The sequence below is a fragment of the Caballeronia sp. LZ028 genome (assembly GCF_031451415.1).
Classification (GTDB): Bacteria; Pseudomonadota; Gammaproteobacteria; order Burkholderiales; family Burkholderiaceae; genus Caballeronia; species Caballeronia zhejiangensis.
In genome coordinates, this window is sequence record NZ_JARUXN010000003.1 from 68,786 (window position 1) to 92,618 (window position 23,833).

The following is a 23,833-nucleotide window of genomic DNA, read 5'->3' on the forward strand; positions in this document are numbered from 1 at the left end:
CAAGATCGCGGCCGTTTTGCATTGCGCGTTACTTCTTGTCCTGCTCCGAACGTTTGATGAGCTGGCCGATGTCGTGCCCCGCGCCGCCCGTGCCCGCGGCGAGCCGCGCCAGCGCGGTCGCGGCCGTATCGCGCCGCACGCCGCTTTCGGGGCGGAACTGCTTCGGCAGCGCCATATAGAAGGTCGCCCCGCCATCGGGCGCGCCTTCCGCCCATGCCTTGCCGCCATGCCGCTCGATGATGCGCCGCACGTTCGCGAGCCCGATGCCGGTGCCGTCGAACTTCTCGTTGACGTGCAGACGCTGGAACACGCCGAAGAGCTTGTCGACATAACGCATATCGAAACCGATGCCGTTGTCGCGCACGAAATAGACGACATGCCCGATCAGCTCGCCGACGCCATCGTGCGCGCCGACCTCGATCGTCGGCTCTTCGCGTTGCGCGCTGAACTTCACCGCGTTCGACATCACGTTCGCGAACGCGACATGCAGAAACACGTGATCCGCTTCGACGCGCGGCAACGCGTCCACCTTCCAATGCACGCGTGCGGACGATTGTTCGTCGATATCGTTCTGAATCACCGTATGCACCAGCGCGTGGACGTCGACCGTGTGCGGACGCAGCGCCGCGCGGCCGAGTTGCGCGAACGACAGCAGATCATCGACGAGACGCCCGCCGAAACGCGCCGACGTCACGATGCGCTCCAGATAGCCGCGCCCGCGCTCCGACAGCTTTTCGCCGTCCATCTGCTTTAGCAGGTCCGCGAAACTCACGATATGCCGCAGCGGCGCGCGCAGATCGTGCGACACCGTGTATGAAAATCCTTCGAGTTCGTGATTCGCGCGCCCGAGTTCCGTCGCGAGCTGCGCAATTTCCTCCGCGCGCCGCAACACGATGCCGAGCACGGCGGCGCGAAATTCCAGCGCGATCTCGCGCTCGGCGGGTCGCCACGGCAGCGAGCGGCCGCGCACGACATCGGTCCAGGTATCGAAGCTCACGCGCGGCGAAAGCGACGCGGCGAGGCCCGTCAGCTTCGCGCGCGGATCGCCCGCCCATTCGATCGTCTGCACGACTTCGCGGCGAAACCAGATCACGTAATTGCGGTAGATCTTCGAGATCGACACCGCGAGAAAGCCCGCGACTTCGGGCGAATCCGCGAGCGCGGGGCAATCCTGCGAAGCGCGGTCGGACATCACGACGTCCTCGCTCTGATTGTCGAGCCAGTCGACGAGCGCCGTGACGCTGTGCGCGCTCGGCGTCACGCCGATGAGCGACGTGCGTCCTTCGAAAATCACCGCCGCGCCCGACGAGCGCGTGAAGCCGAGCAGATCGGAGGCGTCGCTGACGAGCGCTTCGACGAAGCTGTCTGTGTTCGCCATCGACGACAGCAGCTTCGAAAGCATGCGGCGCAGTTCGAGCCGGTAATGCGCTTCGGCCTGCGTCTCCCGCGCTTCGATCTGCAGCGAGACGATCTGCGCGACGTGCTCGCACGCGGTGCGGACTTCGAACGGCGGCAGACGCGGCGTCGCGTGATGACAGGAAATGAGGCCCCAGAGCTTGTCGTCGACGAGAATCGACATGGACATCGACGCGAGCGTGCCCATGTTGCGCATGTATTGCAGATGCACGGGCGACACGCTGCGCAAGGACGCGTACGTGAGGTCGGTCGGGCGGCCCGTCGCCGGATGCAGCGCGGGCACGAGCGGCGCGGCTTCGTAGTTCGCGTTCGATATGAGCCGAATGCGATTCTTGCGATACAGCTCGCGCGCCTGCGCGGGAATGTCCGATGCCGGAAAGTGCTGCTTCAGATACGACGGATAGCCCGGCTCGACGCTTTCCGCGAGCACGTTGCCGTTGCCTTCCTCGTCGAACTGATAGACGAGCGTGCGGCCGAAACCCGTGATGCGCGCGATCTCGTTCGCGGCGAACTGGCAAATCTGCTCGACGGTGTGCATCGATTGGACATCGCTCACGAAGGAGCGCACGAGCGGATACATCGTCGAGAAGACGTCGGCGGTGTCGCGCGCCGGCTCCACTTCGACGAACAACAGCCCGTCATGCCGATGCACGACGATCGCGACGGGACCGTCCGGCGTCCATCCGTCGAGCACGACGTTGCCGACGTGGATCGCCGCGCCGTCGCGCGTGAGTTGCTTCAGTCCCGCGCTCGCACGTTCGGCCGCGTGCTGGCCGAGCACCGTCGAGAGCGCGCGGCCGAGACACGCTTCGGGCGCGATGTGCGCGAGCTGCGCGACGTTGGCGCTCGCCTGCAGGATGTGGCAATGCGCGTCGACGCTGAAGAGCACGCCGTGAGGCTGAATGCCGCCGGGAATGTGGATCGGCTCGCGCGCGCATTGCGCGTAGACCGATGCATCGAGCGAAGCGGAATCGGTGATTTCTGCGTTGGAGGTTTTGTCCATCCTCGTCCTGACAATGCGGTTCGGCTGCTCATCGCGCCGATCATCTCCGAATCATAGATGCGTTGCGCGGTCGGAAGAAAGGCCAATGTCGCTGCGGTGTTTTCTACTGGCTCGGCCGTTCACGTCGAGTCAGTTCTACGCGCGTTCGCGACGCTAACAGGTACGGTGCGAGCATCTTTCTCTCGCGACCGGTCATGCGCGCCCGACGCATGAAACGTTCCGCTCCGTGCGCTGATAACATGCGGGGCCAACCTACGCGGCCGGCGCCGAGGAGACATGATTTGAACCGCACACGCGTCGCGGCGACGGTGCTATCGACCGCGATCGCCTGCATCGTTGCCGAACGCGACGCCGCCGCGCAGTCGTATCGCGATGTCGCGCCGATTGCGCCGCCCGCCGAGCAGCGTCCGCGCGCGTCGCCGTCGCCGCCCGAGCCGAGCGACGACTCGCACAGAATCGCGCTTCAGGATCTGCGCGGCATCGCGTTCGTGCGTGCGGATGCTACATCAGATGCGACGCAATCGGGCGCGAACGGCGCGATAACATCGGCGGGCGCGCCTTTTCTCACGCCCGATTTTCTCGACAGCTTCTCCGCCGATCTCCACAAGCCGCTGACCTTCGCGCGTCTCGCGGAAATCCGGCGCGCCGTCGTGCAACGTTATCGCGCGGCGGGCCAGCCGCTCGTCGATGTGTACGTGCCCGAGCAGGACGTGAGCAATGGCGTCGTGAAGATCGCCATCGCGGAGTTTCGCGCGGGGCGCGTGATGCCGAAGGGCAACCGCCATTTCTCCGATGCGCTGCTCGCGCGCGAGATGCCGCTCGCGCGCGGCGAGCCGATCCGCGAAGCCGATGTCGCCGCGGGACTCGCGTTGCTCAACGCGAATCCGTATCGGCGCGTGGACGTGATTTATGCGCCCGGCACCGCGCCCGATACGACCGACGTCGTGCTGCAAACCGAAGACCGCTTTCCGTTCCGCATTTACGGCGGCTATAACAACGACGGCGTGCGCGACCTCGGCCGCGATCGCATTCTCGCGGGATTCGATTACGGCAATCTGTTCGGCGTCGATGCGCGCATCGGCTATCAGATGACCGCGAGTAACGATCTGTTGAGCGGCAATCCGGATATCGAAGGGCGGCCTGATCGTCCGCGCTACATCGCGCACGCGTTCAATGCCGTTGCGCCGTTGCCGTGGCTCGATCGCATCGAGTTGTTCGGCGTGTTCGCGCAGAGCACGCCGCGTTTGCCCGACAGTTACGGACAAACGGGTCTCAGCGCGCAGCTCAGTTTTCGTTACGACTGGCGTCTGCCGCCGCTCGACAATGCGGGCTCGTGGCAACAGCAAGTGCAACTCGGCTACGACTTCAAGCGCTCGAACAACGATCTCGAGTTCGGCGGCTTTCAGGTGTTCAATGCGAACACGCATATCCATCAGTTCGTGATCGCCTACGATCTTTCGAATAGCGATGCATCGGGCGATACGCATCTGAACGCAGCGCTCTTCGCGAGTCCCGGTTACTTCGACAGCAACAGCAACGACGAAGCCTACGATGCCGCTCGTCTCGGCGCGAAGCCGCGCTATCAGTACATGCAGTTGTCGGCGCAGCGTGACATGCCGCTCGGCAAGTCGGGATTCTCGATATCGGCGCGCGGATTGTTGCAGTGGACGGGCAGCACGCTATTGCCGAGCGAGGAACTCGGACTCGGCGGCGATGCCACCGTGCGCGGCTACGAGCCGTATTCCGCGCAGGGCGATCGCGGATGGAACCTGCAAACCGAATTGCGTGCGCCGGCGATATCGGCGGGAAGCGCGGGACGCGCGGGATTGGCGGCGATGCAGCCGTTCGTGTTCTTCGATGCGGGTCACGTGTGGAATCGCATCGCGGAATTCGGCGAAGTGAACAATGCTTCGCTGGCGAGCGTCGGTGTGGGCGTGCGTGTGCAGGTCGGAAGGTTCGTCAGCTTTCGCGGAACGTATGGGTTTCCGTTGAAGGCGGTCGTGCCGAACGGATCGAAGGCGCCGGTGGGGGAGATATTCCTCGTGATCGGAAGCTGACGATCCGCTCGGCACGCCCCTCAAGGCTGCGCCTGCTGCCACTGCAAAACGGGATGCGTCGCGCCGGTAGGCATCGCCCAGACGCCGCCCGACGGAATGCCCCAATCGAGGAAATTCGACGCATTGCTCATCTGCGCGGTCGTGAGCCCGTTCGAGTCCGGCGGCGTCGTGCCCGAGTTCGAACCGGCCGCGCTCGTGCGGATCGTCGTCTCCTTGTTCCAGTAGACGTTGTTGTGAATCGCGCCCTCGTTGTACGCCGCGATACCGCCGTATGCGTCGCCCGGAGGCCCGCCGCCGCCGACTTGCCCCACGGCGAAGGACTCGTTGATGACACCCGTCGCGCCGTTGTCGAACACGAGCCCGCCGCCGCCGAAGCCGCCCACGCCGCCCGTCGCATACGACTGCGTGATCAGTCCGTTGTTGTACGCGACGAGCCCGGCGGTCTGGCCGTGATTTCCGGCGTACGTCGTGCCGGTCGCATACGACTGCACGATGGTGCCGTTATTCACGCCGACGAGCCCGCCCGCAGGAATCTGATAGCCGACATCCGCCGTGCTCGACGAGCGCTCGATGATCCCGTTGTTCACGCCGACGAGCCCGCCCGCGCCCGCGCCGCCGAAGCCGTTCTGTCCGACGCCGCCCGTCGTGTTGACGTACGTGACGAGGCCGTCGTTCTGGCCCGCGAGCAAACCGTACGCGCCCGACGCGTAGCCGCCCGTGCTCGAGTTCGTGAGATTCAGATCGCGCACGACGCCGTTCGCGCCGATCACGCCGAACAGGCCCTGACGGTCGTCGTTGAGATTGGGCGTCGACGCGAGCCTGTCGATCGTGTGGCCGAAGCCGTCGAACTGTCCGGTGAACGGCGTCGTCTTCGAGCCGATCGCCGTGAAATAGTTCGGATACGACGTCGCGCTCGCGTCGATATCCTTGCCGAGCGCGTAGTTGCCCGCGAGATCCTGCGTCACGTTCGAGAGATCCGCGAGATTGTTCACGAGCCGGTACGCGGTCGCCTGCGTGCGCACGCCGCTGTACGGCGCGGCGGTCCATCCGCTGTTCGTGAGCAGCGTGCCCGGCGCATAGCTGCCGTTCATGTCGTAAAGCGCGCTGACGATGCCGCCGCTCTTCGACCAGTCGATCGTGCCGCCGTTCGCCACGCCGCCGCCGTTGTCGATGCCGCCCGAATCCGCGCGCAGCGTGAGATTGCCGTTGCCCGTGTTGCCGATGGTCGCGCCCGCGCCGATGGCCACGCTGTGCGCCGCGCCGAGCGTCAGCGACGCGTTGCCGTTCCACTGGACGTTGCCGCCGACGTTCAGATCGCCGGTGCTCGCTTCGACATCCACCGATGTGCCGTTGGCAAGGCCGCGCGCGAGGGAATCCGCGTTCGCCTGATCGACGGTGAACGACGGCGCGCCGAGTTTCCATGTACGCGCCGTCACGTTCGCGCCCGCGACATCGAGCGTATTCGCGCGCGTTTCGACCGTGCCGCCGCTGCCGTCTGCGTTCGTCGCGGCGAGCGTGCCGTTCGCGTGGACCGCGCCCTGATCGGCGACGAGCCAGACGTGGCCATCGCGCGTCGCGGTGCCGGTCGCGCGGATCGCGCTGCTGTTGCCGGCGAGCGCGTACACGTTGCCATCGGCGGCTTGGAGACTCGCCTGCGCCGCCCGAATCACGCCGCCGTTCATCGCCGTGCCGCCGCTGCCAGTCTGCACGAAAACCTGCTGTCCACCGGATGAATCCTGCAGAAGCACCTGATTGCCGCTCGCGATTTCGACCGTGCCCTGCGGCGCGTTGATGCTGCCGCCATTCACCGCCGCCGTGCGCGACACGAGGAACACGTCGCCGCCGCTCGATCCGATCGTGCCCAGATTGATGACCATGCCGTTGCCGCCGCCCGAAAGCGTGAGCGGGCCGCCCTGCATGAACGCATCGTTGCCGATGTCGAGCGCCGACGCAACGAAGCGCCCGCCCGTCGCGACGACGCCGCCCGGCCCGACCAGCACGCCCTGCGGATTGACGAGATACACGCTGCCCGTCGCGTTGAGCTGGCCGAGAATGACCGAAGCATTGCCGCCGGTCACGCGATTGAGCGTCGCGCCGCTGCCGTTGTTGAACGTGACCTGCCTTCCGCTGCCGATGGAAAAGCTGTTCCAGTCGATGACACCGCGCGTCGTCGTCTGATTGATGGTGAGCGTCGAACCGGTGCCGCCGCCGCTGATCGCGCCGCTGCCCGCGACGAACTGGCCGCCGGCGGGCAGCGGCGGCGCGGCATCGGCGATGCTCGCGCAAGTCAGGCCCGCGACGATCGGCACGAGGATCGCGAGCGGGCGCAGGCGCGCACGACGAATCGCGGTTTGAGAAACAAGCGGACGAATGCTGCGCTGCATGGCGACCTCCAGTCGGTGTCGATTGTTGTCATCGTTTTTGGCCGCTGACGGTGTAGCCGCTTTTCAGCCCGGCGATTGGGGACATCGGCGGGAGGCGCGAACATCGACGTGCGAGCAGGCGCGCCGATGGTATCGCCGCGCCCTGAGCGCCAATGTGGGGTTCCGCACATTCCGCCAGCGCAAAAAAATGTCCGTGCCCGCGCGCGAGACGCGCCAAGGCACGCGCGCGGCGCGGCACGGAAATTGATCGGAGGAACGCGTTACTGCGACGGCTTTCGTCCGCTCGACAACTCGATCCAGCACTCGTGATAGATGCGCTGCACGAGGACGCTTTCGTAGTCGAGATCCTCGCCTTCGAGAATGCGTTCGATGTCGCTGCGCGAGGCGTCGGCGTCAAGCATCGTCGAGAAGCGCGCGGCGAGCGCGTGCGCCGCCACCGAAAGCCGCGCGGTCTCGATCCAGTCGGCCGCGCGATGATGCCGGTCGAGCCAGCGATGCGCGGCGCGCACCTGAAACGACGTATCCGGCCAATCGCCTTCGATGTAGTACGCGCCGAGCAATCCGCACGTGAGCCAGCAGAGCAGATGCACGCGGTCATCGGGGCCGAGGGGATAGCGCACTTGACTCATGATGGCGGCATCGGAATGCCACGTCGGAATGACGCATCGACGATAGCACGCCGCGCGTGCGCCGGACACGCGCGGGCGCGTATGGTCCGGCGCGTCGTGCATGTCGCTTCAGGCAGCCGACGCCTTCAGATCGTGACGGTCACGACGAGCCCGCGCGGCGCGGCATCCGCGAGTTCGATCGTCGCGCCGATGCGCGCCGCGATCGTGCCGACGATCGAGAGCCCGAGGCCCGAGCCGTCCGCGTCGCCGCCGAGCACGCGATAGAACGGATCGAAGACGCGCGCGCGTTCCTCGGGCGCGATGCCCGGCCCGCTGTCCGCCACGCGAATCCACGGCCGCGCATTCGAAACGCCCGCCGCGAGATCGACGCGGCCGGCCGCCGGCGTATAGCGAATCGCGTTGTCGACGAGATTTTTCACCATGATGGTGAGATCGGCTTGCGGCGCGTGGATGAACACGTCGTCGCTCGTCGATACGCCGATGTCGATGTCCTTCGCCTCCGCGAGCGGCATCAGATCTTCGAGAACATTGCGGAAGACGTCCTGCACGCGCAAACGCGCGGTATCGGCGTCGGTGCGTTGCTGCAGGCGCGCGAGCGTCAACAGTTGATGCAGCAGCGAGCGCGTGCGCGCAAGGCCGCGCCGCAGCGCGTCGAGCCGTTCGCGCGCGCTGTCGGGCAACTCGGCGGCGTCGAGGCGCTCGGCCTGCAGCGACAGCGCGGTCAGCGGCGAGCGCAGTTCATGCGCGGCATCGGCGACGAAGCGGCGCTGCAGCGCCACCGACGCCTCCACGCGCGCGAGCAGCCGGTTGATCGCGACGACGAAGGGCGCGATCTCGCTCGGCAGCGCGTCGCGGGAAAGCGCGGAGAGATCGTGTTCGGGCCGTGTGTCGAGGCTCGCCGACAGCGCGCTCAACGGCCGGAACATGCGGCGCACGATCAGATGCAGCGCCGCGAGCAGCACGAGCGCGAGCGCGGCGAAGGGCATCACGGTGGCGAGCGCGCCGTTGCGGGCGATCTCGTCGCGGCCCGCCGTCTGCTGGCCGATCACGACGCGCGTGCCGTCATCGAGCGTCTTCACGACGAGTCGCCAGCGCGTGCCTTGGACGATGGCGTTCTGCAGGCCGTCGCGCAGATCGGACGCGACCGGCAGCGGCGCTCGCTCGCCGATCGTCTGGATGACGAGCTTCGACTCAGGATCCGCGCCGTCGACGCGGCCGAGCGCTTCACGCTGCATCGTCGCGAGCGTGCGCGGCGTGACGAGCGCGGCGACCTGCTTCAACTGGCCGTCCTGCAATTCGTTGGCCTCGTGGAAAGCCGTCTGGAACGCGATGACGCCGCCCGCCGCCGCGATCGCGACGATCAGCGCCGACAGCCAGGCCGACAGCCTGAACTGAAGCGAACGCGTCATGGCTGCTTAGAGACCATCCAGCCGACGCCGCGCACGTTCTTGATGGCCGTGGCGCCGAGCTTCTTGCGCAGCGAATGGATCAGGAATTCGACGGCGTTGCTTTCCACTTCCTCGTTCCAGCCGTAGATGCGGTCTTCGATTTCCGCGCGCGAGAGAATCGCGCCGGGGCGGATCATCAGCGCTTGCAGCAGCGCGAATTCGCGGCTGGAAAGTCGGATCGCGATATCGCCGGACGTGGCTTCGCGCGTGGCCGGATCGAGCGTGAGCACGCCGTTCGACATGATCGGCGCGGCCTGCCCGCCGCGGCGGCGGATCACCGCGCGCATGCGCGCTTTGAGCTCGGAGATGTCGAAGGGCTTGATGAGGTAATCGTCGGCGCCTTCGTCGAGTCCGCGAATGCGTTCATCGACGGAATCGCGCGCGGTGACGATGATGAGCGGCACGTGATTCGCCCCGCTGCGCACGGCGCGCAGCACCGCGAAGCCATCGGCGCCGGGCAAGCCGAGGTCGAGCAGGATCGCGTCGTAGACGTGCGTGTTGAGCGTCGTGAGCGCGAGCTTGCCGTCGCGCACCCAGTCGACCGCGTAGCCGCCGTCGCGCAGTTCGTTCTGAACCGATTCGCCGATCATGCGATCGTCTTCGACGAGCAATACCCTCATGGCGTGTCTCCGGGCAGTCATGGCGTCCGACGGCGGCGCGCGGGGGCTGGGGCGAGCGTGTGATTCATCTTGCGGCGTCTTGGCGTTCGGGAAAGCCGCAAGATTAGAAGACGAAAGCTTAGGAAATGCTTAGGAATTTTCTGTCCGCGTTTAATACGCGGACAGCGATTTCATCGATTCGACCGTCAGAACGCGTGCCGCAACGCGACGCGCGCGACGAACTGCTCCGAATTCGACGACACACCCTGCGTGCCGGGAATGAACGCCTGATCCATCACCGAACCGGTCGAACTGCCCGCGATCTTCTGATAGACGCCCTGCACGTACACATCGGTGCGCTTGGAGAGGAAGTAATCCGCCATCAGACCGGCCGAATGGATGTGCGGCTTCACGGTGCCGGCGGTCGAGTCGTACGTCTCCATCGAATAGACGTACTGACCGCCAACGAAGAACGCCGGCGTGAACTGATACTTCCCGTTCACTTCGAAGTTCTGATAGCGCAGGTTGTTGAGCGTGTTGCCCGCCGATGCCAGCGACCCGCCGATATAGCCGTTCGTCACCGGATCGCGATAACTCGAGTTCGTGTACGCGAAGCCCGCCGTCGCCTTGCCGAACGTGTAGTTCACGCCCGCGCCGAAAATCTGCATGCGCTGCGCGATGAAGCTCGCGTCGTTCGTGGCGATTGCGCCGTTCGCGTTCATGCCGACGCCATCCGCGCGCAAGTAAGCCGCGCCGATCAGAAGGCCGCTGTTCGCATACGACGCGCCGATGCTGTACTGCCGGTTGTTCGCGAAGTTCGTGTCGTTGCTGAAGCTGTACGTGCCGCCGAACCTGAAGCCGCCGAACGACGGGCTCGCGTACTTGACCGTGTTGTTCACGCGGAACGAGTTGTCGGTGTTGTCGTTGTCGAACGGATGCGCGAAGAGATAGCCGGCGAAGTTGCCGTTGGCCGTCGTCGGCGCGAGATAGTCGACCACCGAATCGTACTGACGGCCGAGCGTGACCGAGCCGAGACGGTTATCGGTGACGCCGACGTAGGCCTGCCGCCCGAACATGCGTCCGCCCTGGCCCGCCGCGCCGTTGCTCAAATTGATGCCGCTTTCGAGCTGGAACACGGCCTTCGTGCCGCCGCCCAGATCTTCGACGCCGCGCAGGCCCCAGCGGCTTCCCGACGCATAGCCGCTCGTCAGCTCATAGACACGATTCCCGCCGACATTGCTCGTGTAGTCGAAGCCTTCATCGAGGACGCCAAACAGCGTGACACTGCTTTGAGCATGAGCTGAAGTCACGATACAGGCGAGCGAGGCGAGGGCGATTACTTTGATTCTCATGAAAGTCTCAAGTCTTTTACTTATTCGTCAAGAAGTCCTAGCCATGAGGCTCGGCGAGGACGGCGAGCGACGGATTGTGCGCGATTAAAGGGACGCCGCAAAAGGATTTAGTCGAACAGCGAGCGCGAGTTTTTTGAATGTTTTTCCAGCGAATTCTTCGCTTGTCGTTGCAGCGCGAGGCACGAAAGAATGGCCCGCAAATGCGTTGCCTTGTCGCAGCGGTCGTCCGATTTCCCGGCGGCCGGGCGTCGTGGCGCGCAGCGATCAAGGAAACCGCCACATGAAGCCAGAACGCAATTTTGTGAACGGACGTTTCATCGAGCCCGTGAGCGATGACGTCACCGCCGTCCTGAATCCCGCGACCGAAGAGGTGCTGGGCCACGTTCACAATGCGTCGCGCGAGCAGGCGCTGCTCGCCGTCGATCAGGCCGCCGACGCGCAACGTCTGTGGCGCGCGATGCCTGCCGCGGAGCGCGGCGCGCATATGCAGCGCCTCGCGGATGCCATCGTCGAAGCCTCCGCCGATATCGGCGCGGCGCTCGCGGCCGAGTCCGGCAAGAGCCTGCTCGACGCGACCAACGAAGCCGTCTACGCCGCGCAGATCACGCGCTATCACGCGGAATGGGCGCGCCGCATCGAAGGCGAAGTCATTCCGAGCGATACGCCGAACGAAAATCTCGTGCTGCATCGCGAGCCGATCGGCGTTGTCGCGTGCCTGATCCCGTTCAACTTCCCCATCTACACGCTGATGCGCAAGGTCGCGCCGGCGCTGATCGCGGGCAACACGGTCGTCGTGCGTCCGAGCAACAACACGCCGCTGTCGGCGTTCGAACTGGCGCGCGCCGTCGAGCGTGCGGCCTTGCCCGCCGGCGTCATCAATGTGCTCGCGATGGATCACGCGACCGCCGGGGTCGTCTGCACGCATCCGAAGGTCGGCATGATTACCTTGACGGGCAGCGTCAACGCGGGCCGCAAGGTGCTCGAATACTGCAAGGCGAACATCGCTAAACCTTCGCTGGAACTGGGCGGCAAGACGCCCGCGATCGTCGAGCCGGACGCCGATCTGCAGAAGGCCGCGCGCGAACTCGTCGCATCGAAGCTCACGCACAGCGGTCAGCTTTGCACGGCGATCGAACGCGTCTATGTGCACGAGCGCATCCACGACGAATTCGTCGGCCTGCTGCGCGAGCAGATGAAGGCGAAGGCGATCGGCGATCGCTACGAGGACGCGAGCCACATGGGTCCGCTCGTGAACAAGGCGTCGCGCGACGGCATTCACGCGATGGTCCGCCGCGCGATCGAAGCGGGCGCCACGCTGGAAACCGGCGGCGAAGTGCCGGACCGCAAGGGCTTTTTCTATCCGCCGACGCTGCTGTCGAACTGCCGTCAGGACATGGAAATCGTGCAGGAAGAGACGTTCGGCCCGGTGCTCGCGGTGCTGAAGTACGCGACGATCGACGAAGCGATCGCGATGGCGAACGATCATCAGTTCGGCCTTTCGTCGGTGCTCTACACCGAGAACTACCGCACGGCGATGAATGTCGCGAATTCGATCGAAGCGGGCGAGTTGTACATCAACCGCACGCCCGCCGATCCGTATCAAGGTTTTCACGCCGGCTGGAAGCGCTCCGGCATCGGCGGCGACGACGGCAAGCACGGCATGCTCGAGTTCACGCAGACGCGTCTCGTCGTCATGAAGTACTGATTCTCGCGGCCGTTTCCGGCCGCATTCCTTTTCTCACCCTCTACAAAAACATAGTGAAGGCCCAGCCGCGCGGCGTCCGCACGCCGCGCGCCGCTGCCCTTCGAGGAGCACGCCTGTGTCATCGAATCCCGCTCAATCCGGCCAAAGCGTGGCGACGCCGCGCGAAGGCACGCGCGCCGACCGCTATATCCAGCTCGCGCTGCTCGTCATCGCCGCCGGCGCCATCTATCCGATTCTGTATCTGCGGCAGGTGTATCAGCCGACGATGCTCGAAGTCTTCCATATCACCGAAGCGCAACTCGGCTATCTCTACTCCGCGCTCGGCACGATCTTCCTCGTGTGCTATTTGCCGAGCGGCTGGCTCGCGGATCGCGTCGCGCCGCGCCTGCTCATCAGCTTCTCGCTGATCGCGACGGGCGCGCTCGGGCTGTGGTATTCCACCGCGCCGTCGTTCGCCTCGCTGATCGTGATCTTCGGCGGATGGGGCCTGACGACCGGCCTCACGTTCTGGGCCGCGATCATCAAGCGCGTGCAGACGATCGCCGCCGCCGACGAGCAAGGCCGCTTCTTCGGCTTTCTCGACGGCGGGCGCGGCCTGATCGAAGCGCTGCTCGCGACCATCGCGATCGGGCTGTTCGCCTGGGTCACGCAGACGCGCGGCGATTCGACGGTCGCGGGCTTCCGGCTCGTCGTCTACATGTACGCGTTCCTGTGCATCGGGCTCGGCGTCGTGCTCGGCCTCGTGCGCGATCCGCAAGGCGCGCAGGCGGCGGCTGCGGCGAAGCGCGAAAAGCGCAATGTGCTGCGCGATCTCATATCGCTGATGAAGAATCCGCAACTCGCGCTGCTTTCCGCGATCGTCTTCTGCGGCTATCAGGTCTTCTGGTCGACTTACAGTTTCTCCGCTTATCTGCATGAGAAGGAGATCGGGCTGTCGGTGGTTCTGGCCGGCTTCATCACGACGCTGAAACTCTGGATGCGCCCGATCGGCGGCATCGGCGGCGGCTTTCTCGGCGATCGCTTCTCGAAGACGACCGTGCTCATCGTCGCGCTCTTCTCCGCATCCGCCGCGCTCATCCTGCTGATGGCCGCGCCCAGCATTTCGAGCCATGTGCTCGTCGCGGTGCTCGTGCTGTTCATCGGCGTGATGACGTACGCGATTCGCGGGCTTTACTGGTCGCTGCTCGATCAATGCAAGGTGCCCGCCGAAACGATGGGCCTCGCGATCGGCCTCGTGTCCGTCGTCGGCTATTCGCCCGATGCGGTGCTGCCGCTCATCAACGGCTATCTGACGCAGAACTATCCGGGCGTGTACGGATATCAGCTGTACTTCGGTTATATCGCCTTCATGTCCGCGCTCGGCGGCGTGGCGGCCATCATGTTCAAACTTCGACTCAGGAAGCTGGGAGCGCAACAGTGAAGATCGCCGCACTGGAAACACATATCGTCGCCGTGCCGCCGCCGCATATCGGCGGCATGTACTGGATTTTCGTGAAGCTGCGCACGGACTGCGGCATCGAGGGCGTCGGCGAGATTTATTCGGCGACGTTCCATCCGAAAGCGATGGCGCCGATCATCGAAGACGTGTTCGAGCGCTATCTGCTCGGTCACGATCCGCATCATGTCGAGCGCTTCTATCGCGAGGCGTATTCGAGCGGCTTCACGCAGCGCCCCGATCTCACGATGATGGGCGTCGTCAGCGGCCTCGAAATGGCGTGCTGGGACATCATCGGCAAGGCGGCGGGCAAGCCCGTCTACGAACTGCTCGGCGGACGCGTGCATGAACGTCTGCGTTCGTACACGTATCTCTATCCGAAGAACGCGCGCGGCGAATACGACTACGACGATCCCGATCTCGCCGCCGAATGCGCCGCGCACAACGTCGCGCTCGGCTTCACGGCCGTCAAGTTCGATCCGGCCGGCCCGTACACCGCGTATTCGGGGCATCAGATTTCGCTCGAAGTGATGGACCGCTGCGAGACGTTCTGCCGCAAGGTGCGCGAGGCGGTCGGCAGCAAGGCCGATCTGCTGTTCGGCACGCATGGTCAGATGGTGCCGTCGTCGGCGATCCGTCTTGCGCAGCGCCTCGAGAAGTTCGATCCGCTGTGGTTCGAGGAACCGGTGCCGCCGGGACAGGAAGACGCGATGGCGCAAGTCGCCGCGAAAACCAGCATTCCGATCGCGGCCGGCGAGCGCCTCACGACGAAGTACGAGTTCTTCAAGCTGCTCGAAGCGAAAGCCGCGTCGATCCTGCAATTCAACGTGGGACGCGTCGGCGGTCTGCTCGAAGCGAAGAAGATCGCGAGTCTCGCCGAGGTGTACTACGCGCAGATCGCGCCGCATCTTTACAACGGTCCGGTCGGCGCGGCGGCGAGCATTCAGATCGCCGCGTGCTCGCCGAACTTCCTGATTCAGGAAAGCATCGAGACGTGGGGCGGATTCCACGCGGAAGTGCTCAAGACGAAGATTCGCTGGGAAGACGGCTACATCATTCCGTCGACTGAGCCGGGCCTGGGCGTCGAACTGAACATGGACGTCGTGCGCGCGCATACGCCGTACACGGGCGAGCGTCTGCATCTGCAGATGGCCGCGAAGCCCGCCGACGTGAAAGATCTCGCGCCCGCCAAGGGCTGAACGGAAAAGCAGAAAACATGGAATTCGATTACATCATCGTAGGTGCGGGATCGGCGGGCTGCGTGCTCGCCAATCGTCTCACCGAGTCCGGCGAGCATTCGGTGCTGCTGCTCGAAGCGGGCGGCAAGGACGATTCGTTCTGGTTCAAGGTGCCGGTCGGCTTCACGAAGACCTACTACAACCCGCAATACAACTGGATGTACTACAGCGAGCCGGAAGCGCAACTGAAGGACCGCTCGCTGTATTGCCCGCGCGGCAAGGTGCAGGGCGGCTCCGGCTCGATCAACGCGATGATCTACGTGCGCGGCCAGCCGCACGATTTCGACGACTGGGCGCGCGCCGGCAACGCGGGCTGGGGCTATCGGGACGTGCTGCCGTATTTCCGCCGCCTCGAATCGCACTGGGCCGGCGACACGCCGTATCACGGCGCGAACGGCAAGATCAGCATTTCGTCGATGAAAGAGGGCGCGCACGCGATCTGCGGCACGTTCCTCGAAGGCGCGCGGCAAGCGGGCTTTCCCGTGACCGGCGACATCAACGGCCCCGATTACGAAGGCGCGACCGTGTATGACATCAACGCGCGCAATGGCGAGCGTTCGTCGAGCAGCTTCGAGTATCTGCATCCGGTGCTCGGGCGCAAGAATCTGCGCGTGGAGAGCAATGTCAGCGTGAGCCGCGTGACGTTCGACGGCAAGCGCGCGACCGGCGTCATCGCCACGCGCAACGGCGAATCGCTGCAGTTCCGTGCGAAGCGCGAGGTGATTCTGTCGGCGGGCGCGGTCGATACGCCGAAGCTCATGCAGCTTTCCGGTCTCGGCGACGCGGCGCTGCTCGCGAAGCACGGCATTCCGGTCGTGCACGAGTTGCCGGCGGTCGGCAAGAATCTGCAGGATCACTTGTGCGTGAGCTTCTACTATCGCGCGACGGTGCCGACGCTGAACGACGAACTCTCCTCGCTCTTCGGCAAGGTCAAGGCGGCGATGCGGTATCTGACATCGCGCAAGGGCCCGCTCTCGATGAGCGTGAACCAGTCGGGCGGCTTCTTCAAAGGCGATGACGACGAGAAAGAGCCGAACCTGCAGCTCTATTTCAATCCGCTTTCCTATCGGATTCCGAAGAACAGCAAGGCGCAGCTCGAACCCGAGCCGTATTCGGGCTTCCTGCTGTGCTTCAATCCGTGCCGTCCGACGAGCCGCGGATCGATCGAAATCGCGTCGAACCGCGTGGAAGATGCCGCGAAGATCAGCATCAACGCGCTGACGACGCCGAAGGACATCCGCGAAGCGGTGCAGGGCAGCAAGCTCGTGCGCAAGATCATGAGTTCGGCCGCGCTGCAGGCGATTACGGCAGAAGAGATTTCGCCGGGACCGCAAGTCGAAAGCGATGCCGACATGCTCGAGTATTTCCGCGAGCAGTCGGGCTCGATCTATCACCTGTGCGGTTCCTGCGCGATGGGACCGGACGCGCGCACCGCGGTCGTCGACGAGCGCCTGCGCGTGCATGGCATGCAAGGCTTGCGCATCGTCGATGCGTCGATCTTTCCGAACATCACGTCGGGCAATCTCAACGCGCCGGTGATGATGGTCGCGGAGAAAGGCGCGGACATGATTCTCGACGATGCCCGCACGGTCATCGAACAGGTGTCGGCGCCTGCGGAGCCTGCCGCGATCGCGTGATGCACGCGGGCGCGAGACATGAAACGTCTTCGCGCCCCGAAGCGGCATAATTTGCCTCGATTCGTAAAATGTCGCCCAAGAGCGATACGTTCCGGCGCGGATACGTGTTCAATGCGCCCGTCGAACGCCAGGAAGAGGAGACGGAATTGAAGCGAAAAATGCCTGCCCTGAATGCGCTCAGGGCTTTCGAAGTCGCCGGGCACACCGGCAGCTTCACGCGCGCGGCGGAAATGCTGCATGTGACGCAAAGCGCGGTGAGCCGGCAGGTGCGTCAGCTCGAAACGCAGCTCGGCGAACCGCTGCTGTTGCGCCGCCATCATTATCTGGAGTTGTCGGCGACGGGGCGGCTCTTGCTGCAGGCGCTCAGAATGTCGTTCGATCGCATCGAACTCACGGTGCGCAGCATTCAGGAAAAGACTCATCTGACGCGCTTGCGCGTCAATGCGCCGCCTACCTTCGCGCGCCGCTGGCTGATGCCGCGGCTGCAATCGCTGCGCGCCGCCGCGCCGGAACTCGAAATCACGTTGACTACGCGCCTGAAGGACGATCTCGTCGAATCGGGCGCACTCGACTGCGCCATCCGCTTCGGCAATGGCGAATGGGACGGCCTCGACAACCAGTTGCTGATGAACGAGCGGCATATCGCCGTGTGCTCGCCCGCGCTGCTCGCCGAGTGCGATACGACCGGCATCGATCTGAACGCGTTCACGCTGCTGCATGTGCTCGCGGCGAGCGATCAGCGCTATCTGACGTGGCAGCACTGGCTCAAGGCGGCGAACATCGACAATGTCGATACGCGCGGCGGCTACGAGTTCGATCTGCTCGACAACGCGATTCGCGCGGCCACCGACGGCCTCGGCGTCACGATCGCCGATCGCCACATGATCGGGCACGAGTTGCGGCAGGGGACGCTCGTGCCGATCGTCGATGTCGAAGTGGACGGGCATCAGTCTTACTGGCTTGTGACGCGCACCGGCCAGGACGACGCGCCGCAAGTCGCGCTGTTTCGTGAATGGCTGCGCGGCGAGATCGGGAAACAGACGCAGGCGCTCGGCGGCAAGCGTAGCGCGTTCGTCTGAAGGAGCCGACCGTGCGGCGCTTGCCATCTCTGACCGCGTTGCGCTTTTTCGAGGAAAGCGCGCGCCATATGAGCTTCAACAAGTCGGCGGCGGCGTTGTGCGTGACGCCGGGCGCGGTCAGCCGTCAAATTCGCCTGCTCGAAGATGCGCTCGGCACGAAGCTTTTCGATCGCGATCACAAGGGCATCCGGCTCACGAAGCAGGGCGCCGAATTGCTTGCTTGCCTGTCGGAGGCGTTCGATTCGATCGAGCGCGTCACGCGTTCGCTTTCCAACGTGCAACGCAGCGAGCGCAAGCGTCTGACCGTGATCGCGCCGCCGACTTTCGCGACGCGCTGGCTCTCGCCGCGACTGGGTTCGCTAATGGACGCCGTGCCCGACATCGATCTCTCCGTTCGCACCGATGCCGTCGAAGACCGTCAGTGCAGCATTCGCTTCGGATACGAGGCGCGGGCGGATCATCGGTCGGAGCTGCTGTTCATCGAGCGGCATGTGCTCGTCGGCGCGATGAAGTTGGCGGGGCAGCCGGTCGAAGCGCTGCTGAAGCGGCTGCCCGCGCTGCATGTGCTGCACAACGATGCGCGGCTCACGCTCTGGCCCAACTGGCTCGATGCCGCCGGTTTGCCGCGCGCGTTCGGCGAGAACGGCATCGAGTTCTCGACACTCGATCAGGCGATTCACGCGGCGCGCGCGGGATCGGGGCTGGCGGTCGTCGATCGCAACATGATCGCGGATGAACTGCATGACGGGTCGCTGGTTCTGCTGTCGCCGGTGGAGTCGACAGGGCCTTACGGATATTGGCTGGATATCGCGCCTTCGTTCGCCGGGGCGGATTCCGTGCAGGCGTTCGCGGAATGGCTGCGCGGGGAGGGAGCGAAGGCGGCGCGGGATTGAGTGCGCGGCCTTCGCCTTCGCGTTACGTGCAATCGAGTTCGGCGGATCCTGGCTCGTCGATCCGATATCGGCACTCATCGACTCGCTTCTCAAGGGTGAAGTCCCGCGTTTCCTTGTTGGCGTAGACGCACTGAACGGTCACTGAGCGGCCGTGATCGTAGACGTAGCCGAGTTTCCAATAGCCCCGCTTGGCATCGCCATGATCCGCAATGAGCCGGACGTGTTCTTCCGGCTTTCCGTCGAAGGCCGCGACGTATTGGAGATGCGTGCCCGGCAACGCAGGACACGCGATCGCTTCCGCCTTCGCGAGTCCGCTGACGCTTGCGGCGACGAGCAATGTCGTCAGACAGGCGAGCGTCTTACTCGACGACATAGAATTTGTCTCCGTTGTTGACGTCGGAGCCTTGGCCCCAGCGCAAGATGCGCGGTCCAATGGGCTTGGGCGGATGCGCGTATTGGTCATATACCGTTACGCCGACGGGACTCTGACTGACATAGATTGCAGCGTGCCCGTGGAAGTGTCGGTGATTGTCGAATGTGGCGATGACGGTCCCCTCAACGATGTGCGGGTTGTTTTTAACAGCAGCTCCTTTTTTCCATGCAATCGTGGCCGGCAGCGACGGACATACTTGCTTGACATAGGAGACGCATCCGCCGCAATAGTCCGGGTGGCCAGTGCGACCATCGGGTGGCGCATCGTCGTAAGGACCGTGTGCGGATCCTGGGGCGCATACCCAAGTGTTCAGCCGCGCCGAGGGTGAGTTCTTGTAGTTTGAACTGATATAGCTCATGGCGAAAACGATCGAGATGTTCAGAATGACGAGACTGTCAAATGACAGGAAAATCTCTGTCGGCAATGACGCGAGTCAACGTCCCGCTTCGCGCCTTGTCCTCTCGGCGCTCACCTCAAAGGTAACAACTATGTCGGACGGCCTCGACGCGTTTATTCCGAATCTGCCATGAAACGCGGCAACGTTTCCGTTGCCGCGCGTTACTGCACTTTGCCTCACCCCCCACTCGCCTCACTCAACGTCAGATGCTTCGTCTCCGGCGCCCACGCGATCGACACGATCATCCCGACGAGCAACACCGCCGCAAGCGCGAGCATCGTCATCTGCACGCCGGCCTGCGCGATCCCGATAGGCAAAAGAAACGTCCCCACCGCCGATCCCAACCTGCTGCACGCGATCGACAGTCCCACACCGCACGCCCGCGCCTCGGTCGGAAAGCACTCCGGCGGAAACACGCCGACGAGATTCGAGAATGCCGACATCGTCAGCGTGAAGACGCCGAACGCGACGATCATCCCCACATTCGCCGACGACGGCAGCACGCTCAACGCAAACAGCGACAGGCAGCACACCGCGAACGACCCGATCAGGAACGAGCGCCGCGACAGCTTGATGGTCAGCCAGATGCCGATCAGCGCGCCGAGCACGAGAAAGCCATTGAGCAGCAGATCAGCGCCCGATCCTTCGGGCAGACGGATCGCCGTGAGAATGCTCGGCAGGAACGTGTAGATCGCAAAGTACGGAATCACGAGGCACACGAAAAACGCGCAATTGAAGATCGTGCGGCGAATCAGATCCGGCTTGAAGAGCCGCGCGAAGCCGCCCTTGCCCGCGAAATGCTCGCCCGTATCGGCTTCGAGCGTGACGTTCGGGCCGAAGTGCTTGCGCACGATCCGCATCGCTTCATCGACGCGGCCTTTGCCGAGCAGCCAGCGCGGCGATTCCGGCGTGCCCACGCGCATGATGAGCACCAGAAACGCCGGCACGCCGGCGGAGGCCAGCAGCCAGCGCCACGCATCGGGCGTCGCGTCGGCGTAATGCATGCCGAGCACGTTCGCGATCACATAGCCGATCGTCCAGATCACGCTGAACGAGCCGAGCAGCACGCCGCGATGCTTGCGCGGCGAGAACTCCGCGAGAATCGCATGACCGACCGCGAAATCGCCGCCCATGCCGAAGCCGATCAGCACGCGCAAGCCGACGAGCATCGCGGGCGTCGTCGCATAGAACTGCGCGAACGCGGCCGCCGTGATGATGATGAAGCTCAACAGGAAAATCTTCTGACGTCCGAGCTTGTCCGAAAGCCAGCCGAACACGAGACTGCCGAGAAAAATGCCGATCAGCGCGGATGAACCGAGCAGGCCCATCCAGAACGCGTCGAGCGGAATCTGTTTGTTGAGCGACGACAGCGCATAACCGATCGTGCCGAGCGCATAACCTTCGGTGAAGTGCGCGCCGAACGTGAGGCCCGCGATCTTGATGTGGAAACGGTTCAGCGGCACATCGTCGAGCGCGACGCGATTGCGCGTCGTATCGAAGGGCGCGGCGGCGCCCGGGGCGAGCGGCTGCGCGCTCAGGCTTTGCATGTCCAAGAGTATCTCCTCCACCTCGAGTGGAGCGGCGCATCGACGCCGCAAGAAAACCGCGCACGCGATAGCGTTATGTTTCGTGCATGCGCGGTATGGCGATGATTCAGCGGCCGAGTCCGGCCATCATCATGTACTTGAGTTCCGTGTATTCATCGAGTCCGTACTTGGAACCTTCGCGGCCCAGTCCCGACTGCTTCACGCCGCCGAACGGCGCGACTTCCGTCGAGATGATGCCTTCGTTGATGCCGACCATGCCGCTCTCCAGCGCCTCCGCGACACGCCACGCGCGGCCCAGATCGCGCGTGTAGAAGTACGCGGAAAGGCCGTACGGCGTGTCGTTCGCGGCGGCGATGACGTCTTCTTCCGTCGCGAAGCGGAAGCACGCGGCGACCGGACCGAAGGTTTCCTCATCGGCGACGAGCATCGAAGGCGTGGCGTCCGCGAGCACCGTCGGCTCGTAGAACGTGCCGCCGAGCGCGTGCGGCTTGCCACCCGTCAGCACCTTCGCGCCTTTGCTCACGGCATCGGCGACATGGGCTTGCACCTTCGTCAGCGCGGCTTCGTTGATGAGCGGCCCCTGATCGAACTCGCCTTCGAGCCCGTTGCCGACGCGCAGCTTGTGCACCGCGCGCGTCAGCGTTTGCGTGAAGGCATCGTAGACGCCGTCCTGCACGTAGAAGCGGTTCACGCACACGCACGTCTGCCCGGTATTGCGGAACTTCGACGCGATCGCGCCTTGCACGGCGGCGTCGATATCGGCGTCGTCGAACACGATGAAGGGCGCGTTGCCGCCGAGTTCCAGCGACAGCTTCTTCAAGGTATCCGCCGATTGCTTCGCGAGCAGCTTGCCGACGCGCGTCGAGCCGGTGAACGAGAGCTTGCGCACGTCGGGCGATGCGGTCAGCGTCTCGCCGATGGCGACCGCATCGCCCGACACGACGTTGAACACGCCTGCCGGAATGCCTGCTTGCTCCGCGAGCACCGCCAGCGCGAGCGCGGACAGCGGCGTTTCCTCCGACGGCTTCAGCACCATCGTGCAGCCCGCGGCCAGCGCGGGACCGGCTTTGCGCGTGATCATCGCGAGCGGGAAATTCCACGGCGTGATGGCGGCGACGACGCCGACCGGCTCGCGCGTCACGACGATCTTCGCGTTCGGCTTCGGACTCGGGATGATGTCGCCGTAGCTGCGCTTCGCTTCTTCCGCGAACCATTCGAAGAAACTCGCCGCGTAAGCGACTTCACCGAGCGCTTCGGCAAGCGGCTTGCCTTGTTCGCGAGTCAGCAGTTCGGCGAGCGTGTTGCGATTGGCGAGCATCAGTTCGCCCCAACGCTTCACGCGCGCGCTGCGTTCCTTCGCGGTCAGCGCGCGCCATGCGGAGAAGGCGCGCTTCGCGGCATCGATCGCCTGCTGCGCTTCGGCACGACCGCCGCGCGCGACGTTCGCGATGGACTCGCCCGTCGCCGGATTGCGCACGGGATACGTGCCCGCGCTTTCGCGCCATGTGCCGTCGATGTAGTGATTCGTCCGCATCAGATCGATCATGCCGCGCGCTCCATCGCTTGTTCGAACACGCCTTGCGCCGCACGCGCCTCGCGCGCGATGCGCCGCCCCGCCGTGTAGTCGTTGATGAGATCGCACGGCGTGTAGTTGCGCTCCAGCTCGTGCAGTTCGTCGTCGTCGAGCTTCGTGTCCAGCGCGGCGAAGGCGCTGTCGAATTGCGCCGGCGAATCCGCGCCGACGAGCATGGACGCAATCCCGGGACGGCTCAACACCCACGCCTGCGCGATCTGCGCGGCCGGCACGCCGCGCCGCGCCGCGACGCGCGCGACCGATGCCGCGATGTCCTGCGACGCGCGATCGCCATACATTTGCGCGGTGAAGAAATCGGTCTGGTTGCGCGTGGATTTCGCGTCGGATGTGAGCAGGCCGCGCGCGAGCGGACTGAACACGGACACGCCGACGCCCTGATCGATGCAGTACGGAATCATCTCGCGCTCTTCCTCGCGATACGCGACGTTCAACTGCAACTGCATGTTGATCGGCTTGTGCCAGCCGTGGCGCTCGCACGCCTGCACGATCTTGGCGAACTGCCACGTATACATCGTCGATACGCCGATGTAACGCGCCTTGCCCGCGCGCACGATGTCGTCGAGCGCGTGCATCGTTTCTTCGACGGGCGTGTTCACGTCGAAGTAATGCAGCATGTAGATATCGACGTAGTCCATGCCGAGACGCTTCAGGGAGCCGTCGATGCCGTCCATGATGTGCTTGCGCGAGTGGCCGCCCGCGTTCGGATGGCTCGCCATGTCGTAGCCGACCTTCGTCGTCACGACGACTTCCTCGCGCGCAACGAGCCGCTTCAGAATGCGGCCGACGACTTCCTCGCCGACGCCCGTCGAATAGAAATCCGCCAGGTCGATGAAGTTCACGCCGTGGTCGAGCGCGTGCTTCACGATCGGCTCGCTTTGCGCTTCATCGAAAATCCACGGCTTCCATTGCGGCGTGCCCATGTTCATCGTGCCGAGGCACAGGCGCGAAACCTTCAGGCCGGACTGGCCGAGACGCACATATTCCATT

18 protein-coding genes are annotated in these 23,833 nt (G+C 64.6%); 7 read left to right on the top strand and 11 right to left on the bottom strand.

Translation table 11 applies throughout. The features are described from left to right. Positions 1-28: 28 nt before the first annotated feature. Positions 29-2,419, bottom strand: a complete 2,391-nt coding sequence (locus QCE58_RS17915) for an ATP-binding protein (protein ID WP_008347252.1) — start codon at positions 2,417-2,419, stop codon at positions 29-31. Positions 2,420-2,700: 281 nt separating this feature from the next. Here QCE58_RS17915 and QCE58_RS17920 point away from each other — a divergent pair, with 281 nt between their 5' ends. Continuing rightward, a complete protein-coding gene (locus QCE58_RS17920) occupies positions 2,701-4,476 on the top strand; it encodes a ShlB/FhaC/HecB family hemolysin secretion/activation protein (RefSeq protein ID WP_250522137.1) in 1,776 nt (591 codons plus the stop codon). A gap of 20 nt (positions 4,477-4,496) precedes the next feature. On the opposite strand, the gene QCE58_RS17925 is transcribed toward QCE58_RS17920, so the two are convergent. From QCE58_RS17925 to QCE58_RS17945, 5 genes are all read right to left on the bottom strand, one after another. Beyond that, positions 4,497-6,860, bottom strand: coding sequence for a filamentous hemagglutinin N-terminal domain-containing protein (locus QCE58_RS17925; protein ID WP_250522138.1), 2,364 nt, complete (start codon positions 6,858-6,860; stop codon positions 4,497-4,499). A 260-nt stretch (positions 6,861-7,120) separates the two neighbouring features. After that, the gene (locus QCE58_RS17930) at positions 7,121-7,489 is read right to left on the bottom strand and encodes a hypothetical protein (protein WP_250522139.1); all 369 of its coding nucleotides are present in this window, start codon (positions 7,487-7,489) and stop codon (positions 7,121-7,123) included. Positions 7,490-7,614: 125 nt separating this feature from the next. Then, entirely contained in the window at positions 7,615-8,898 is a 1,284-nt protein-coding gene (locus QCE58_RS17935; RefSeq protein WP_250522140.1) for an ATP-binding protein, read from the bottom strand. After that, on the bottom strand, positions 8,895-9,557 hold the full coding sequence (locus tag QCE58_RS17940; RefSeq protein WP_008347261.1) for a response regulator transcription factor: 663 nt from the start codon (positions 9,555-9,557) through the stop codon (positions 8,895-8,897). Before QCE58_RS17940 ends, QCE58_RS17935 begins: the two co-directional genes overlap by 4 nt. 185 nt (positions 9,558-9,742) lie before the next feature. Next, a complete protein-coding gene (locus tag QCE58_RS17945; protein ID WP_175982058.1) occupies positions 9,743-10,888 on the bottom strand; it encodes a porin in 1,146 nt (381 codons plus the stop codon). 280 nt (positions 10,889-11,168) lie between these two features. Between QCE58_RS17945 and aldA the strand changes: the two genes are divergently transcribed. From aldA to QCE58_RS17975, 6 genes are all read left to right on the top strand, one after another. After that, positions 11,169-12,593 carry an aldehyde dehydrogenase gene (gene aldA, locus QCE58_RS17950; protein ID WP_250522141.1) on the top strand — a complete coding sequence of 475 codons (1,425 nt, stop codon included), beginning with the start codon at positions 11,169-11,171 and terminating at the stop codon, positions 12,591-12,593. 115 nt (positions 12,594-12,708) lie between these two features. Then, complete coding sequence (locus QCE58_RS17955; protein ID WP_250522142.1) at positions 12,709-14,013, top strand: MFS transporter; 1,305 nt, start codon at positions 12,709-12,711, stop codon at positions 14,011-14,013. Then, the gene (locus QCE58_RS17960) at positions 14,010-15,227 is read left to right on the top strand and encodes a mandelate racemase/muconate lactonizing enzyme family protein (protein WP_008347267.1); all 1,218 of its coding nucleotides are present in this window, start codon (positions 14,010-14,012) and stop codon (positions 15,225-15,227) included. Before QCE58_RS17955 ends, QCE58_RS17960 begins: the two co-directional genes overlap by 4 nt. A 17-nt stretch (positions 15,228-15,244) precedes the next feature. Then, positions 15,245-16,903 carry a GMC family oxidoreductase gene (locus QCE58_RS17965; RefSeq protein ID WP_250522143.1) on the top strand — a complete coding sequence of 553 codons (1,659 nt, stop codon included), beginning with the start codon at positions 15,245-15,247 and terminating at the stop codon, positions 16,901-16,903. Positions 16,904-17,061: 158 nt separating this feature from the next. Beyond that, a complete protein-coding gene (locus QCE58_RS17970; RefSeq protein ID WP_250522184.1) occupies positions 17,062-17,982 on the top strand; it encodes a LysR substrate-binding domain-containing protein in 921 nt (306 codons plus the stop codon). Positions 17,983-17,993: 11 nt separating this feature from the next. Beyond that, positions 17,994-18,875: a LysR substrate-binding domain-containing protein gene (locus QCE58_RS17975; protein WP_175982054.1), complete on the top strand. Its 882-nt coding sequence runs from the start codon at positions 17,994-17,996 to the stop codon at positions 18,873-18,875. A gap of 22 nt (positions 18,876-18,897) precedes the next feature. On the opposite strand, the gene QCE58_RS17980 is transcribed toward QCE58_RS17975, so the two are convergent. The 5 genes from QCE58_RS17980 to QCE58_RS18000 all read right to left on the bottom strand — a co-directional run bounded on the left by QCE58_RS17980 (position 18,898) and on the right by QCE58_RS18000 (position 23,832). After that, positions 18,898-19,248, bottom strand: a complete 351-nt coding sequence (locus tag QCE58_RS17980; protein ID WP_250522144.1) for an STY0301 family protein — start codon at positions 19,246-19,248, stop codon at positions 18,898-18,900. Further along, positions 19,235-19,666, bottom strand: a complete 432-nt coding sequence (locus QCE58_RS17985) for a BPSL0067 family protein (RefSeq protein ID WP_075583513.1) — start codon at positions 19,664-19,666, stop codon at positions 19,235-19,237. The genes QCE58_RS17980 and QCE58_RS17985 overlap by 14 nt, the downstream gene beginning before the upstream one ends. A 215-nt stretch (positions 19,667-19,881) precedes the next feature. Further along, complete coding sequence (locus QCE58_RS17990; protein ID WP_008347276.1) at positions 19,882-21,252, bottom strand: MFS transporter; 1,371 nt, start codon at positions 21,250-21,252, stop codon at positions 19,882-19,884. A 106-nt stretch (positions 21,253-21,358) separates the two neighbouring features. Then, a complete protein-coding gene (locus QCE58_RS17995; RefSeq protein ID WP_250522145.1) occupies positions 21,359-22,798 on the bottom strand; it encodes an NAD-dependent succinate-semialdehyde dehydrogenase in 1,440 nt (479 codons plus the stop codon). After that, positions 22,795-23,832 (bottom strand): aldo/keto reductase, encoded by a 1,038-nt coding sequence (locus tag QCE58_RS18000; RefSeq protein WP_250522146.1) that lies wholly within the window; start codon positions 23,830-23,832, stop codon positions 22,795-22,797. The genes QCE58_RS17995 and QCE58_RS18000 overlap by 4 nt, the downstream gene beginning before the upstream one ends. Between the last annotated feature and the right edge of the window lies 1 nt (position 23,833).

What these genes read in the sequence shown, in the direction of transcription:
- QCE58_RS17915 (WP_008347252.1), bottom strand. Translation starts at nt 2,419, where the DNA reads ATGGACAAAACCTCCAACGCAGAAATCACCGATTCCGCTTCGCTCGAT.
- QCE58_RS17925 (WP_250522138.1), bottom strand. Translation starts at nt 6,860, where the DNA reads ATGCAGCGCAGCATTCGTCCGCTTGTTTCTCAAACCGCGATTCGTCGT.
- QCE58_RS17930 (WP_250522139.1), bottom strand. Translation starts at nt 7,489, where the DNA reads ATGAGTCAAGTGCGCTATCCCCTCGGCCCCGATGACCGCGTGCATCTG.
- QCE58_RS17935 (WP_250522140.1), bottom strand. Translation starts at nt 8,898, where the DNA reads ATGACGCGTTCGCTTCAGTTCAGGCTGTCGGCCTGGCTGTCGGCGCTG.
- QCE58_RS17940 (WP_008347261.1), bottom strand. Translation starts at nt 9,557, where the DNA reads ATGAGGGTATTGCTCGTCGAAGACGATCGCATGATCGGCGAATCGGTT.
- QCE58_RS17945 (WP_175982058.1), bottom strand. Translation starts at nt 10,888, where the DNA reads ATGAGAATCAAAGTAATCGCCCTCGCCTCGCTCGCCTGTATCGTGACT.
- aldA (WP_250522141.1), top strand. Translation starts at nt 11,169, where the DNA reads ATGAAGCCAGAACGCAATTTTGTGAACGGACGTTTCATCGAGCCCGTG.
- QCE58_RS17965 (WP_250522143.1), top strand. Translation starts at nt 15,245, where the DNA reads ATGGAATTCGATTACATCATCGTAGGTGCGGGATCGGCGGGCTGCGTG.
- QCE58_RS17970 (WP_250522184.1), top strand. Translation starts at nt 17,062, where the DNA reads ATGCCTGCCCTGAATGCGCTCAGGGCTTTCGAAGTCGCCGGGCACACC.
- QCE58_RS17980 (WP_250522144.1), bottom strand. Translation starts at nt 19,248, where the DNA reads ATGTCGTCGAGTAAGACGCTCGCCTGTCTGACGACATTGCTCGTCGCC.
- QCE58_RS17985 (WP_075583513.1), bottom strand. Translation starts at nt 19,666, where the DNA reads ATGAGCTATATCAGTTCAAACTACAAGAACTCACCCTCGGCGCGGCTG.
- QCE58_RS17990 (WP_008347276.1), bottom strand. Translation starts at nt 21,252, where the DNA reads ATGCAAAGCCTGAGCGCGCAGCCGCTCGCCCCGGGCGCCGCCGCGCCC.
- QCE58_RS17995 (WP_250522145.1), bottom strand. Translation starts at nt 22,798, where the DNA reads ATGATCGATCTGATGCGGACGAATCACTACATCGACGGCACATGGCGC.
- QCE58_RS18000 (WP_250522146.1), bottom strand. Translation starts at nt 23,832, where the DNA reads ATGGAATATGTGCGTCTCGGCCAGTCCGGCCTGAAGGTTTCGCGCCTG.